16 protein-coding genes are annotated in these 13,892 nt (G+C 70.6%); 10 read left to right on the top strand and 6 right to left on the bottom strand.

Features of this window, described 5'->3' with window-relative positions:
- Positions 1 to 74: 74 nt before the first annotated feature.
- A complete protein-coding gene (locus PUT80_RS06780) occupies positions 75 to 1,871 on the bottom strand; it encodes a long-chain fatty acid--CoA ligase (RefSeq protein ID WP_275291408.1) in 1,797 nt (598 codons plus the stop codon).
- A gap of 112 nt (positions 1,872 to 1,983) precedes the next feature.
- On the opposite strand from PUT80_RS06780, the gene PUT80_RS06775 reads away from it, so the two are divergent.
- The 7 genes from PUT80_RS06775 to PUT80_RS06745 all read left to right on the top strand — a co-directional run bounded on the left by PUT80_RS06775 (position 1,984) and on the right by PUT80_RS06745 (position 7,221).
- Entirely contained in the window at positions 1,984 to 2,394 is a 411-nt protein-coding gene (locus PUT80_RS06775) for a hypothetical protein (RefSeq protein WP_037809839.1), read from the top strand.
- Positions 2,395 to 2,403: 9 nt separating this feature from the next.
- Entirely contained in the window at positions 2,404 to 3,198 is a 795-nt protein-coding gene (locus tag PUT80_RS06770; protein WP_134730186.1) for a metallophosphoesterase, read from the top strand.
- Positions 3,199 to 3,225: 27 nt separating this feature from the next.
- Positions 3,226 to 3,663, top strand: a complete 438-nt coding sequence (locus PUT80_RS06765) for an SRPBCC family protein (protein ID WP_037809841.1) — start codon at positions 3,226 to 3,228, stop codon at positions 3,661 to 3,663.
- On the top strand, positions 3,664 to 4,821 hold the full coding sequence (locus tag PUT80_RS06760) for an ArsA family ATPase (RefSeq protein WP_275291406.1): 1,158 nt from the start codon (positions 3,664 to 3,666) through the stop codon (positions 4,819 to 4,821). It abuts the gene before it with no gap.
- Positions 4,818 to 5,294 carry a hypothetical protein gene (locus PUT80_RS06755; protein ID WP_043829110.1) on the top strand — a complete coding sequence of 159 codons (477 nt, stop codon included), beginning with the start codon at positions 4,818 to 4,820 and terminating at the stop codon, positions 5,292 to 5,294. Before PUT80_RS06760 ends, PUT80_RS06755 begins: the two co-directional genes overlap by 4 nt.
- Before the next feature lie 15 nt (positions 5,295 to 5,309).
- Complete coding sequence (locus PUT80_RS06750) at positions 5,310 to 6,236, top strand: ROK family protein (RefSeq protein ID WP_275291561.1); 927 nt, start codon at positions 5,310 to 5,312, stop codon at positions 6,234 to 6,236.
- A gap of 115 nt (positions 6,237 to 6,351) precedes the next feature.
- Positions 6,352 to 7,221: an NUDIX domain-containing protein gene (locus PUT80_RS06745; RefSeq protein ID WP_275291404.1), complete on the top strand. Its 870-nt coding sequence runs from the start codon at positions 6,352 to 6,354 to the stop codon at positions 7,219 to 7,221.
- A 630-nt stretch (positions 7,222 to 7,851) separates the two neighbouring features.
- Here the strand turns inward: PUT80_RS06745 and PUT80_RS06740 are convergent.
- Positions 7,852 to 8,640: an SDR family oxidoreductase gene (locus PUT80_RS06740; protein WP_275291403.1), complete on the bottom strand. Its 789-nt coding sequence runs from the start codon at positions 8,638 to 8,640 to the stop codon at positions 7,852 to 7,854.
- 109 nt (positions 8,641 to 8,749) lie between these two features.
- On the opposite strand from PUT80_RS06740, the gene PUT80_RS06735 reads away from it, so the two are divergent.
- Positions 8,750 to 9,316, top strand: a complete 567-nt coding sequence (locus PUT80_RS06735; protein ID WP_043829116.1) for a helix-turn-helix domain-containing protein — start codon at positions 8,750 to 8,752, stop codon at positions 9,314 to 9,316.
- Here the strand turns inward: PUT80_RS06735 and PUT80_RS06730 are convergent.
- The 4 genes from PUT80_RS06730 to PUT80_RS06715 are packed head-to-tail and all read right to left on the bottom strand — an operon-like array spanning position 9,313 to position 12,248.
- Positions 9,313 to 9,768 (bottom strand): YdeI/OmpD-associated family protein, encoded by a 456-nt coding sequence (locus tag PUT80_RS06730; RefSeq protein ID WP_275291402.1) that lies wholly within the window; start codon positions 9,766 to 9,768, stop codon positions 9,313 to 9,315. The genes PUT80_RS06735 and PUT80_RS06730 overlap by 4 nt on opposite strands.
- Positions 9,769 to 9,788: 20 nt before the next feature.
- Positions 9,789 to 10,928, bottom strand: coding sequence for a glutamate--cysteine ligase (locus PUT80_RS06725; RefSeq protein WP_275291401.1), 1,140 nt, complete (start codon positions 10,926 to 10,928; stop codon positions 9,789 to 9,791).
- Between the two features lie 10 nt (positions 10,929 to 10,938).
- Positions 10,939 to 11,484, bottom strand: coding sequence for a hypothetical protein (locus PUT80_RS06720; RefSeq protein ID WP_037809852.1), 546 nt, complete (start codon positions 11,482 to 11,484; stop codon positions 10,939 to 10,941).
- The gene (locus tag PUT80_RS06715) at positions 11,481 to 12,248 is read right to left on the bottom strand and encodes an alpha/beta fold hydrolase (RefSeq protein ID WP_134668547.1); all 768 of its coding nucleotides are present in this window, start codon (positions 12,246 to 12,248) and stop codon (positions 11,481 to 11,483) included. Before PUT80_RS06715 ends, PUT80_RS06720 begins: the two co-directional genes overlap by 4 nt.
- A 219-nt stretch (positions 12,249 to 12,467) precedes the next feature.
- On the opposite strand from PUT80_RS06715, the gene PUT80_RS06710 reads away from it, so the two are divergent.
- Together PUT80_RS06710 and PUT80_RS06705 are read left to right on the top strand one after the other, a co-directional pair.
- On the top strand, positions 12,468 to 13,229 hold the full coding sequence (locus PUT80_RS06710) for a lysophospholipid acyltransferase family protein (protein ID WP_037809856.1): 762 nt from the start codon (positions 12,468 to 12,470) through the stop codon (positions 13,227 to 13,229).
- Between the two features lie 20 nt (positions 13,230 to 13,249).
- Positions 13,250 to 13,741, top strand: coding sequence for a polyadenylate-specific 3'-exoribonuclease AS (locus PUT80_RS06705; RefSeq protein ID WP_037809860.1), 492 nt, complete (start codon positions 13,250 to 13,252; stop codon positions 13,739 to 13,741).
- Positions 13,742 to 13,892 lie beyond the last annotated feature (151 nt).

Here is a 13,892-nt window from a genome sequence, read left to right as displayed (position 1 = left end):
CCAGGAGCCCGGGCGACAGACGGAAAACGGGCCCGCGCCGGCGATCGGCGCGGGCCCGTTTTCGCGGGGCCGGGTCACTTCCGGTACAGCGCCTCGATGTCGGAGGCGTAGTTCTTGTTCACCACGTTCCGCTTCAGCTTCAGGCTCGGCGTGATCTCGCCGCCGACTTCGGTGAAGTCGTTCGCCAGCACGGTGAACTTCTTGATCGACTCCGCGTGCGACACCTGCTTGTTCGCCTCGTCGACCGCCGCCTGGATATCCGCGCGCAGGTCCGCGTCCTCGGCCAGTTCCGACACCGTCGCCGCTTCCGGCTTGCCGTGCTGGGACTTCCAGGCCGGGAAGTACTCCTCGTCGATCGTCACCAGCGCGGCGATGAACGGCCGCTGGTCGCCGACCACCATCACCTGGCTCACCAGCGGCGAGGCCTTGATGGTGTCCTCGAGACCGGACGGGGCGACGTTCTTGCCGCCCGCCGTCACGATGATCTCCTTCTTGCGGCCGGTGATCTTGAGGAAGCCTTCCGCGTCCAGCTCGCCGAGGTCGCCGGTGTGGAACCAGCCGTCGGTGAGGGCTTCCGCGCTCGCCTCCGGGTTGTTGTAGTACCGGCCGAACACGACGTCGCCCTTGAGCAGGACCTCGCCGTCCTCCGCGATGCGCACCGAGGTGCCCGCGACCGGACGCCCGACGGTGCCGACGCGGAACGCCGCGCTGGTGTTCACGTTCGCCGCGGCCGACGTTTCGGTGAGGCCGTAGCCCTCGAACACCGGCACGCCGATGCCGCGGAAGAAGTGCGCCAGCCGCGCGCCCAGCGGGGCCCCGCCGGACACCGCGGCGATGCAGCGGCCGCCCAACGCGGCGCGGAGCTTGCCGTACACCAGCTTGTCGAACACCAGGTGCTTCGCGCGCAGACCCAGTCCGGCGCCGCCCTTTTCCTGCGCCTCGCTGTACGCGACCGCGGTGGCCTCGGCGGCGTCGAAGATCTTGCCCTTGCCGTCGGCGTGCGCCTTCTGCTTGGCGGTGTTGTAGACCTTCTCGAACACGCGCGGCACGGCGACCACGAACGTCGGCCGGAACGTGCCGAGGTCCGGGACCAGGTTCTTCACGTCCGGCGTGTGGCCCAGGGTGACCCGGGCGGTGAGCGCGGTGATGGCGATCGCGCGGGCCAGGATGTGCGCCAGCGGCAGGAAGCACAGCAGCGAGTTGCCCTGCTCCATCAGCTCCGGGAAGGCCTCGATGTCCGCGCGGATCTCGGCGAGCAGGTTCCGGTGGGTCAGCTCGACGCCCTTGGGCCGCCCGGTGGTGCCCGAGGTGTAGACGATGGTGGCCGTCTCGTTCGCGGTCACGCCGCGGCGGCGGGTGTGCAGGTCCTCGTCGGAGACCCCGGCGCCCAGCGCGGTCAGCTCGTCGACCGCGGGGGAGCCGCCCTCGATCTGCCAGATGTTCTCGAGCGCGCTGAGCCGCCCGCTGATCTCGTCGACCGCCTTGCGGTGCGCGCCGGTCTCCACGACGACGGCCTTGGCCGCCGAGTCGGAAAGGATCCAGTACACCTGTTCGGGCGACGAGGTCTCGTAGATCGGCACCGTGACCGCGCCCGCGGCCCAGATCGCGAAGTCGACCAGAGTCCACTCGTAGCGGGTCTTGGACATCAGCGCGACGCGGTCGCCGTGCCCGACGCCCGCCGCGATCAGGCCCTTGGCCACGGCCGCGACCTGGTCTGCGAAGTCCTTCGCGGTGACGTCCAGCCAGGTGCCCTCGACCTGCCTCCGGAAGCTGACCACGTCGGAGAACCGCTCCGCGTTCGCCCAGACGACATCGGCCAGGTTCTCGTCGTCGGTCACCGGTTTCCCGGCGGGGGCGCTGTATTCGCGCACGTGGACCTCCGTGTTCGACGCGTGCGGTTACCCGCCAGTCAACTTAGCGTGCCGTAGACCTTAAGACCATGCTGGCACGGGGCGCGCGGCGAGGTCGTGACATCGTGTCCGGGTGCACGAACCGCCAGCTCTCGATCTTGTCGACGAGACCTTCCTCGTCGTGCCCCCGTCGACCGTCGCGGCCGCCTTCGCCGACCCCCGTTCGTGGCGGCGCTACTGGCCCGACCTGGAGTTGCAGGTCTACACCGACCGGGGGGACAAGGGCCTGCGCTGGACCGTCACGGGCGCCTTGATCGGTACCATGGAGGTCTGGCTGGAACCTGTTCTCGACGGCACGGTGCTGCACTACTTCCTGCGGGCCACGCCTGCCGGTCCCGGCGGCGTCCCGCGCGAGCTGAGCCCGCGCGAACTGCGCCGCGAATTCGACCGGCGGGCGCGCGCGGCGAAGGACGTGGCGCTGGGGTTGAAGGAGATCCTCGAGGACGGGCGCGAGCCGGGGATCCCGCCCCGGCCCGTCGAGTAGGAGGCTCTTGTGCGGGTTCACGTCGTTTCGGACGTGCACGGCAACGCCGACGCGCTGAAGCGGGCGGGGGACGGGGCGGACGCGCTGGTCGTGCTGGGCGACCTGCTCGACTTCGTCGACTACCACGACCACGACAAAGGCATCATGGGCGTGCTGTTCGGCGCGGAGAAGGTCGGCGAGTTCGCCCGCCTGCGCCGCGAAGGCACCCGGGACGAGACGGTCGCCTATTCGCGCACGCTGTGGGCCACCCTGGACGACCCGGCCGCCGCGGTCGACGAAGCGGTCCGCGAGCAGTACTCCACGTTGTTCGCGTCGATGACGGCGCCGACGTACGCGATCCCCGGCAATGTCGACGCGCCTTCGGCGTGGCCGGAGTTCGCCGGCGAGGGCGTCCACCTGGTCGACGGCGAGGTCGTCACCATCGGCGGGCTGCGGTTCGGCTTCGCGGGCGGCGCGGTGCTGCCCGACGGCGTGCTCCCGCGTCCGCGCAAGGGCGCGGCGTGGCGGCCGTACCTGCGGGCGCGCGAGGAGTTCGACGCGGCGGTTTCGCTGCTGGACGAGGTCGACGTGCTGTGCACGCACATCCCTCCCGCGGTGCCCGAACTGACCTACGACGTGGTCGCGCGCCGCGCCGAACTCGGTTCGAAGGCGCTGCTGGACCTGATCCGGCGGCAGCGTCCGCGCTGGTCGGTGTTCGGGCACGTGCACCAGCCGCTGGCCGTGCGGCGCCGGGTCGGGCACACCGAGTGCCGTAACGTGGGTCACTTCAAGGAGACCGGGCAGCCCTACGTGCTGCGCTGGTGACCGTGCGGTCCGGCTACGCTTCGTCCCATGGCCGAGCAGTCCACGCAGTCCATCGAGGTCGACGCCGAGCCCGCGCGGGTCATGTCGGTGATCTCCGATTTCCCCGCGTACCCGGAGTGGGCCAAGGCGGTCCGCGAGACCGAGGTGCTCGCGACCGACGACGCGGGCCGGGCGAAACAGGTGAAGCTCACCCTCGACGCCGGGCCGATCAAGGACGTGTACACGCTCGAATACGACTGGGACGATTCCGGTCTCGGCGTCAGCTGGCACCTGGTCAAGGGCCAGATGCAGAAGGCGCAGAACGGCCGGTACGCGCTCGAGCCGCTCGGCGGCGGGCGCACCCGCGTCACCTACACGCTGTCGGTCGAGCTGGCGCTGCCGATGATCGGGCTGCTGCGGCGCAAGGCGGAGAAGATGGTCATGGACACCGCGCTCAAGGAGCTCAAGCGCAGGGCTGAGGGCTAGATGCGCATCCTGCTGTTCACCGGCAAGGGGGGTGTCGGGAAAACGACGCTCGCCGCGGCTACCGCTGCCGCGCTCGCCGGCCGCGGCAGGAAGACGCTGGTCGTGTCCACCGACCCGGCGCATTCGCTCGGCGACGCGTTCGGCACGCCGCTCGGCGCCGAACCCTCCGAAGTGGACCTCCGCCGCGACGGCACCCCGGCCGGTCTCTGGGCGGCGCAGGTCGACTCGCGCGCGTTGGCCGACCGCACCTGGCACGAACTGCGCGGCGAACTGCGGAAAGTGCTGGCCGGAGCCGGTCTGGACGTGCTGGACGCGGAAGAGCTGACCGTGCTGCCCGGCGTCGACGAACTGCTCGCGCTGAGCGAGGTGCGGCGGCTGGCTTCGCAGGGGCCGTGGGACACCGTGGTGGTCGACTGCGGTCCGACCGCTGAGACGCTGCGTTTGCTTTCGCTGCCGGAAGCCGTATCGGGTTACTTGGGCCGGGTGTTCGGCAACCGGCGCGTCGCGGCTTCGGTGCGTCGGCTCGGCGCGCATCTCGACACGCTGCGCGAACTGCTCACCGACCCGCGCGTGACCACAGTGCGGCTGGTGCTGACGCCGGAACGAGTGGTGGTCGCCGAGGCGCGGCGCACGCTGACGTCGCTGGCGCTGCGCGGCATCGCGGTCGACGGCCTGATCGCCAACCGGCTCATGCCCGCGCCCGGATTCTGGCGCGGATCGGCGGCGAAATGGCTGCGCACCCGGCGGGACCAGCAGGACGCGGTGCTCGCGGAACTGGCCGAGGCCGGATTCGGCCCCGGCGAGCTGGCCCGCGTCGAGCACCGGGCGAGCGAACCGGTGGGCGCCGAGGCGCTCGCCGAACTGGCCCGCGAGCTGTACGGCACCCGGGATCCGTTGTCCGGCAACGGGAAACCGGTCACGCCGCTGTTGTCGGTGGCCGCCGACGGGGACGGTTTCCGGCTGCGGGTCGCGCTCCCGCTGGACCGGGATTCGGCGGTCGACCTGGCTCGTGTCGACGACGACCTGGCGATCACCGTGGACGGGTTCCGCCGCCTGGTCGCCCTGCCCGAGACGCTGCGCCCGTGCCGGATCACCGGCGCGGAATCCGACGCCGACGGCCTGGTGGTCAGCCTGGCCGGGAACCGGGGGGCCGGATGAGCGAAGAACACGGCGACGACCACGCGGCGGGGTCTTTTTCGGACGGCCTGAAGCTGGCCGAGGAGATCCGGCTGCTGGTCGAGATGGTGATCGAACGGGCCGCGCCGTGGCTGGAAGGCGTCATGGCCGCCGGGCACGGCTCGCCGGAGGAACCGGGCGCGCCGGGCGGGTCCGGTGTGGAGGACAGCACTTCGGGATGCGGGTGGTGCCCGCTGTGTGCGATCGTCGCCGTCGTGCGCGGCGAGCGGCCGGAGTTCGTGGCGAGGGTCCTCGAACAGGCCGCCCAGCTCGTCGCGCTGCTGCGGGCGGTGCTCGCGGACCGGTGGGAGCCGGAGGAGGGCGTGCACATGCCCGGGTTCCGGCCTGTCGCGCATCCGCCCGCGACCGCGGCGTCCTCTTCGGAGGCGGCGTCGCGGGTCCAGCACATCGCCGTCCGCAAGCGCGCGGACTGGCAGCCGGAGCGGGAGAACTGATTGCTGACCGTAGGGGTGGACGTCGGCGGCACCAGCGTGCGCGCCGGCGTCGTGGACGAGCGCGGCTCGCTGCTCGACACGGCGCGCGTCGGGACGCCGAGCGAGGAGAGCGCGCTCGAAGACGCCATCGCCGGGGTCGTCGAAGACCTGCGCAACCGGCACGACGTCGCCGCGGTCGGCCTGGCCGTGGCCGGTTTCGTGACCCGCGACCGGCGCTCGGTGATGTTCGCGCCGCATCTCGCGTGGCGCAACGCCCCGGTGGCGGACCGGATCGCGAAGCGCGTCGGCCTCTCGGTGACGCTGGAGCACGACGTCAATTCGGCGGTCGTCGCCGAACACCGCTTCGGCGCCGCCCGCGGTGCGGGGGTGGCCGCGTTGGTCGCGCTGGGCACCGGAATCGGCGCGGGTTTGCTGCTGGACGGCGAGATCTACCGGGGCGCCCACGGGGTCGCGCCGGAACTCGGCCACCTCACGGTGGTGCGCAACGGCCGCGCGTGCCCGTGCGGCAAGTACGGCTGCTGGGAGCGCTATTGCAGCGGCACCGCGCTGGCCGCGACCGCCGTCGAACTGCTCGCCCGGTACCCCGGCCGGTCCACTGTGCTGTCCCGGGAAATCGCCGGCGACCCCGGTTCGGTGACCGGCCGCCGAGTCGCCCGCGCGGCCCGCGACGGCGACCCGATCGCCTTGCGCGCCATGGCGGAACTGGCGAAATGGCTGGGCGAGGGACTGGCCCTGGTGGCGGACGTCTTCGACCCGGAGATCATCGTGATCGGCGGGGGAGTGTCGGAGTCTGCGCCGCTGTTCCTGGACGAGGCCCGGGAGCACTACTCCGGAGCGATCACGGGCGCACGGCACCGTCCGCTGGCCCGGATCCGGACCGCGCACCTGGGCGACGACACGGCGATCGTCGGGGCGGCGGCGTTGGCGATGGACACGTTGTGAGTGCGTACGCCGGTTAGAACCGGCCTAGGCGCGCACGAGGTTCCGCAGGGCGAGGGGTCTCGTGCGGTTCTCACCGGGATTAACACGCACGACGTTCTGTGGAAGGCTGGGCCGGGTGACGCCGATGACCGCCAACCGCTTCGTGCGGTGCTCCTGCGGCAGGCAGCACTGGGGCGCGTTCGGCGCGGCCGGCTTGTTGTTGTGCGATCCCAGCCGCGGGGTGCTGTTGCAGCAGCGCGCATCGTGGGTGCACAACGGCGGCACGTGGGCCCTGCCCGGCGGCGCGCTCGAAGTCGGCGAGACCGTGCACGAGGCCGCTGCCCGGGAAGCGTGGGAAGAGGCCGCCATCCCCGCGTCCGCGTTCCGCGCGATGTCTGCGTCCGTGCTGGACCACGGCGAATGGCAGTACACGACGGTCCTCGGCCTGGCCGACAGCGCGCTGCAAGCCCAGGTCGCGAACGAGGAAAGCGCCGAGATGCGCTGGGTCCCTCCGGACGAGGTGGCTGCCCTGGACCTCCACCGAGATTTCGCCGCCGCCTGGCCGGTGCTGCGCGAGCAGCTGGGCCGCGAACTGGTCCTGGTCGTCGACGCGGCGAACGTGATGGGCTCCCGCCCCGACGGCTGGTGGCGCGACCGCCACGCCGCCGCGGAACGACTGCGCGACCAGCTGACCGGTCCGGCCGAACAAGGTCTGCGCGACGCCGTGACCGGAATCGGCGCTGGCCCGGCGTGGTCCTGGTGGCCCCGGGTGGTGCTGGTGGTGGAGGGCAAGGCCAGGGGAGTCGAGCCGATCCCCGGAGTCGAGGTCGTCGCGGCGGAGACGGACGGCGATTCGAAGATCGTCGAGGTGACCGCCGCCGCCCGCCAACGCCCGGACGACCACGTCGTGGTGGTGACGGCCGACCGCGAACTGCGCGGCCGGGTCGGCGATCTCGGCGCGTTGGTGCTCGGACCGGGGACGCTGCTGCGGGAACTGGGCGGCTGAGCGGGGCTCGCTTGGCCGCGGCTGTTGTTTGGTGTGGCTTCGGGGATCACCTCCGTGGTGGTGGTTGGTCGAGAGCGGCGTGGCCGGGCTGGGAATCTTGTTGCTGGCGTTGAGTGGGTGTCGCGTGGGTGCAGTTGCTGTGCGGTGGGGCGGTGGGGGTTGCCTCTGTGGTGGTGAGTGGCGTGGCCGGGCTGGGAGTCTTGTTGCTGGGGCTGAGCGGGTGTCGCGTGGAGGCAGTTGCTGTCCGGTGAGGCTGCGGGCATTGCCTCCGTGGTGGTGCGTGGCGTGGTCGGGCCGGGAGTCTTGTTGCTGGCGTTGAGCGGATGTCGTGTGGATGCGGCTGCTGTGCGGTGGGGCGGCGGGGCTTGCCTCCGCGGTGGTGAGTGGCGTGGCCGGTCGGGAATCCCGAGGCGGAAGCGGCGGTTGAGCGAACGCCACACGCCCTCGTCCATAGCCCGGCAATGCTCCGCGTGATCACGCCCGTCGCAGCCGATCGTGAATCGCGCGGCAAAGCGCCCTCGCGAGGCATCGAGCAGCTAGCCAAGAGCGGCTGCCTTCCGGCTCGTGTCGTGGTGGCAGCGACAAATCGCGAGCAGCCAAGTCAGCCATCCGCCCCGCCAGCGCTAGCCGTCACACGGTCTTCACCGAGCCCGCGTCCACCAGGTGGTCCGTTCCGGTGATGCTCGCAGCCAGCGGCGACGCCAGGTACGCGATCAACGTAGCCACCTCACCCGGTTCGATCAGCCGTCCGGTCAGCATCCCGGCACCGGCGGGCAGCGCGGCCAGCAGATCCTCCTGCGCCAACCCCATCGACGAAGCCAGCTCGGCACCGTAGCTGTCCGGGCCTTCCCACAGCGCGGTGCGCACCGGCCCAGGCGAGACCGTGTTGACTCGTACGCCCTGGGGGCCGAAATCTTCCGCCAATGCCTTCCCGAAAGCGGTCAGCGCGGCTTTCGCGGTGGTGTAAGCGATCGGGCCCGAATGCGGAATCCGCGCGCCGTTCGAGGACACCGTGACGATCGCGCCCCGGCGTTCGATCAGGTGGGGCAGTGCGGCACGGGAAGCCCGGACCGCGGCGAGGAAATTCAGTTCCAGCAGGTCCGTCCACTGCTGGTCCGCGATCGACAGGAAACCACCGGCCTGTCCGCTGGCGCTGTCGCCGCCGCCGACGTTGTTCACCAGGACGTCCAATCCGCCGAGTTCCGCGACGGCTTGGTCGATCAACCGTCCGGGACCGTCGGGTGTGGAGAGGTCCACCGAGATCGGCACCGCGCCGGTTTCCTTGAGTTCCGGCGTGATCGTCCGGGCCGCGGCCACCACGCGCATTCCTTCACCGAGCAGCGCGGAAACCGTGGCCAGGCCGATTCCCCGGCTCGCTCCGGTGACTACTGCGGTCTTGTCGGTCAGCTGCAGGTCCATCGCAAAACCCCCAAAAAGTCGTGTCAAAGGCGATGCAGCTAAGCTAGCAGTTGCAACATCAGTGTCGCAACTATGAACCGAATGGCAACCATGGCGTAAACTGGCCAGCATGGAGAAACGGGCCCTGCGCGCGGACTCGGAACGGACGGCCCAGGCGATCCTCGAGGCGGCCGAACGGGTGCTCAGCGACAACCCGGCGGCGACCATGGAGCAGATCGCCGAGGCCGCGGGCGTCTCGCGGACCACGGTGCACCGCCGGTTCGCCAGCCGGGAGGCGCTGGTCGACGCGATGACCTTGTGGGCGACGCAGCAGTTCCACAACGCGCTCGCCAGCGTCCGGCCCGACGTCACGCCGCCGTTGGTCGCGCTTTACCAGGTCACCGCGAAGGTGCTGAGCGTCAAGCTCCGGTGGGGCTTCGCGATGAACGCGCACCCGGCCGAGGAAGGCGTCCTGACCCCGGACGTGCTCGCCCAATGCGACGTCTTCTTCCGGCGGCTGGAGGAAAGCGGCGCGTTGCGGCCCGGCGTCGACCTGGTCTGGGCGCGTCGCGTCTACTGCGCGCTCATCCACGAAGCAGCGCAGGACCAAGACTCCGCCGACCCGGACGCGCTGGCCACCCGCGTCGTCGACACCGTGCTCGGCGGGTTCGGCAAACCCGGCGTCACGATCAGCTAGGGGAGCCCGTCCCCGGCGAGCTCGGCGACGATCTTCGCGATCCGCCGCTCCCGGGTCTCGGCGCGCTTGGCCGAGGTGACCGCGTCAGTCCGTTCCCGTTGGGCGGTAAAGGAAAGCTTGTCGAACGCCGCCCGCGCACCGGGCCGTGCCGCCAGCGCCGAAGCCAGCTCGTCCGGCAGCTCGACGGTCCGCTCGGCGAGGTCGGCTTCGAGCGTGACCTCGACCGTCTCCCCGGCGGCGACCCCGGCCGCCTCCCGGTTCGCCGCGCTGAGCGGCAGCATGAAGTCGCCGGAATAGACCGCGACCGTGCTGCGGTAGGTGTGCGGGCCGATCGTCACCCGCACTTTCGGCCGCCGTCCCTGGCCGAGCGCCTCGACAACGTCGGCCGGGACTCGGAAACCGGTGGCGGTCTTGCCGTTGAGCTCGACAAGCGTGCTGAACGTATGCGACATCGCTGCCTCCCGGGGCACAGCTAAACGTGCGGGACGCCCTCGCGCATCTCGGTGACCAGCGCGGCGACCACGGCCTTCAAGGATCCGTTGTACTGCTTGGCGACCGCCCGCTGCCGCTGATAACTCGCGCCGACTCGGAGAATGTTCTCGACATCGCGCAGTTCGCGGACGCAGTCCAGCCGCTTGGCGACCGGTTCCAGCCGGTCCAGCAGTTCGGCGAGGTCTTCGGTGACGAGCCGTTCGCGGCCGGCGGCGTCGAGGATGACGATCGCGTCGAGGCCGTAGCGGGCGGCGCGCCACTTGTTCTCCTGCACGTGCCACGGCGGCAGCACCGGCAGCGTCTCGCCCTTGTCGAGCCGGTCGCTGAAATCGTCCACCAAGCACTGGGTGAGCGCCGAGATCGCGCCGACCTCCTGCAGCGTCGGCAGGCCGTCGCACACGCGCATCTCGATGGTGCCGAAATGCGGGGCCGGGCGGATGTCCCAGCGGATCTCGGAAAAATGGTCGATCACGCCGGTGGTGAACATGTCCTCGACGTAGCCTTCCAGCTCCGCCCATTCGCGGAACTGGAACGGCAGCCCGGCGGTCGGCAGCTGCTGGAACATCAGCGCCCGGTTCGAGGCGTACCCGGTGTCCTCGCCGGACCAGTACGGCGACGACGCGGACAGCGCCTGCAGATGGGGCGCATAGCGCAGCAGCCCGTCGAGCACCGGCAGCACCTTGTCCCGGTGGTCGAGCCCGACGTGGACGTGCACGCCGTAGATCAGCATCTGCCTGCCCCACCACTGGGTGCGGTCGATCAGCTTGGCGTAGCGCTCCTTGTCGGTCACCTTCTGGCGGTACCACGAGGAAAACGGGTGCGAGCCCGCGGAGAACAGCTCGACGCCCAGCGGGTCGGCGACGCGGTGCACCTCGTCGAGCGCCTCGGCGAGGTCGTGTTTCACCTCGCCGACCGTGTGGCAGACGCCGCTGACCACCTCGATGGTGTTGAGCAGCAGTTCCTGTTTGATCCGGGGATGCTCGGGCGCGCCGTCCGGGCGGACCGCGGCGAGCAGTTCCTCCGCGACCGACCGCAGTTCGCCGCTGCGCCGGTCCACCAGCGCGAGTTCCCATTCCGCGCCGACGGTGGAACGCCGGGACGCCCGGAAGTCGATCCGCATGCCCGTCCGGTCAGACCTGGGCGCCGTTGCTGGGGTCCGCGCCGGGCGGCGGGCCCTGGCGCACGCGCAGCAGGAGCAGCGCGATGCCGGTGGCGAGCGAGAGGATGCCGAGCGGGGTGGCGAGCGCCGGGCCGACCCCGATCAGGCTCGGCACGATCAGCAGCAGGAGTCCGACGACGAAGAACAGCAGCACGATGAACGCGCCCTTGCGCCAGCGCGGCAGCGGCGGCGGCTCCGGGGGCACGTAGTGCTCGTCGTCCTCGGCCGGGTCGCCGGAGAACATCGTGGTGTCCCAGTCGGTGCCGCCGGTGCGCCAGCCTTCCGAGGACGACACGGGGGGAGCGGCGGGCGGGTCCGCGGCGGGCTTCGGCTTGGTCTTGCCCGCTTCGGGTTCGGCTCCGGAGGACGCCTCGGGCTCGGCGGCCTTGGGACCGGCGCCGGAGAACGGGTCCTCGTCCAGGAACACGCCCACGCCCTCGGCCCGGAGGTCGGCCACGATCTCGGCGAACGTGGCGTCGACGTCCTCGGGCCCGTCCGCGCCTTTCCCCCGGTTCATCCGGCACCCACCTGTCCCGCCCGCAGCTGCCGGGCGAAGTCGACACTGCGGCTGAAGATCAGTTCCGCGTCGTGGTCCTGCGTCGCGACGTGGAAGCTGTTCTCCAGCACCACCTCGGTCACGTCCGTGCTCGAGATGCCGTCCAGAACGATCTGCGAGTTCTCGGGTTCGACGACGTGGTCGACTCGCGAGTGCAGCAGCAGCACCGGCTGCGTGACCTTCGGCAGGTCGGCGCGCACGATCTTCCACAGCCGGGCGAGGCTCGCCGCGGCCCGCACCGGGGTGCGCGGGTAGGCCAGTTCGACCTCGCCGGGCTTCGCGATGTCGTTGCCGATCGCGCGGATCGACGGGACCACCCTCGACAGCAGCGGCAGCACCTTGGCGTCCAGGCTCAGCCGGGTGACCGACGGGTTGACCAGCACGAGGCCGGAGATGTCCGCGCCGAACTCCTCGGCCAGGCGGAGGCTGAGCGTCCCGCCCATCGACATCCCGCCGACGAACACCTGGTCGCATTCCGCGCGCAGGGCCAGCAGCGCCTCGCGGACGGTGGCGTACCAGTCCTGCCAGGTCGTGCGGTTGAGGTCGCGCCAGTGCGTGCCGTGTCCGGGCAGCAGCGGGCAGCGCACCGCGAAGCCTTCGGCGGCCAGGTGCCCGCCCCAGGCGCGCATGCCGTCGGGCGTCGCGGTGAATCCGTGGCAGAGCAGGAAGCCGGCCCCGGAGGAACCCGGGTGGGAGAACGGTTCCGCGCCGGCGAGCACGCCCATCACGAACGCCCTTCCGAATCGAAGCGGTGGAGTCTCTCCATGCTCTCACGCCGAAGCCGGGTTGTGTGGCCTAGTCGCGGAAGCGAGGATCCGTCCGGTTCCGCTGTGAGATCGGTCGCTGCCCCCGGGTGACCGCCCGCTCTCGCGTTGTGCGGGCCGGTGCTTGTTCCGTACGCTGACCTGCCGGGGCCCGCGCGGGCAGGAAAGGACTGGAACCCGGTGCTGTACTGGCTGATGAAGTGGGTGTTCATCGGGCCGCTGCTGAAGACGCTGTGGCCCACGAAAGTCGTCGGCGCCGAAAACATCCCCGAGACGGGTGGCGCCATCCTTGCCGGCAACCACCTCGCGGTCGCGGATTCGTTCTTCATGCCGCTGCGGGTCAAGCGCAAGGTCACCTTCCCGGCGAAGTCGGAGTACTTCACCGAGCCCGGGTTCAAGGGCCTGCTCAAGAAGTGGTTCTTCACCGGCGTCGGCCAGTTCCCCATCGACCGCTCCGGCGGCAACGCCGCGCAGGCCGCGCTCGACACCGCGATCCGGCTGGTCAAGGACGGGCACCTGCTCGGCATCTACCCCGAGGGCACCCGCTCCCCGGACGGACGGCTGTACAAGGGCAAGACCGGCGTCGCCCGGATCGCGCTCGAATCGCGCGGCGTGGTGGTCCCGGTGGCGATGGTCGGCACGGACAAGGTCAACCCGATCGGTTCCAAGATGTGGTGGCCGCGGCGCCTTGAGGTGCGTTTCGGCAAGCCGCTCGACTTCTCCCGCTACGAGGGCTTGGCCGGCGACCGGTTCATCGAACGGTCCATCACCGACGAGATCATGTACGCGCTGATGGAGCTGTCCGGCCAGGAGTACGTGGACATTTACGCGGCCAAGGCCAAGGAACTGCTCGCCGCCGAGGCGGCCGGGGTGAAGCCCGCGGTGCCGGCCCAGCCGAGGGCGCTGGACGCCGATCGGGTGCCGGAGACGAAGGCCGGGTAGCGCCCCACTAGAGTTCCCCGGTGCGTTTTTTCTACGACACCGAGTTTATTGAGGACGGCGTGACGATTGACCTGGTGTCGATCGGTGTCGTTGACGAGCGCGGACGCGAGTTCTACGCCGTGTCCACTGATTTCGACCCCGGGCGGGCCGGGGCTTGGGTGCGGGAGAATGTGCTGCCCAAGCTGCCCTCGCCTGCGGATCCGGCTTGGCGGAGCCGGGAGCGGATCCGGGCGGATCTGCTGGAGTTCTTCGGGAAGCCGCCTGGGGGGATCGAGCTGTGGGCCTGGTTCGCGGCTTATGACCATGTGGCGTTGGCGCAGCTGTGGGGGCCGATGCCTGCGTTGCCTCGGCAGTTGCCCCGGTTCACCCGGGATTTGAGGCAGCGGTGGGAGGACGCGGGGAAGCCTAAGTTGCCTGCTGCGCCTGGGGATCAGCACGATGCGTTGGCTGATGCTCGGCATAATTTGCAGCGGTGGGGGGTTATTGAGGAGGCGTTTCGTCGGGGGCGGTGAGGGTCGGCTCGTCGCCTGGCGGCGACATCGCTTGGGGTTGCGTGGGGCACCCCGAAGGTTGATTGTGCTGACGGTTCGGGGGTGCTTGTCAAGGCGGGAAAGATGCCTTGACAAGCACCCCCGAACCGCAGGGGAGCTTCGTATCGGGGTT

Origin of the sequence: Amycolatopsis sp. La24 (assembly GCF_029087445.1) — a bacterium.
GTDB classification, from domain to species: Bacteria; Actinomycetota; Actinomycetes; order Mycobacteriales; family Pseudonocardiaceae; genus Amycolatopsis; species Amycolatopsis nivea.
This window is presented reverse-complemented; position numbering and strand designations above follow the sequence as displayed.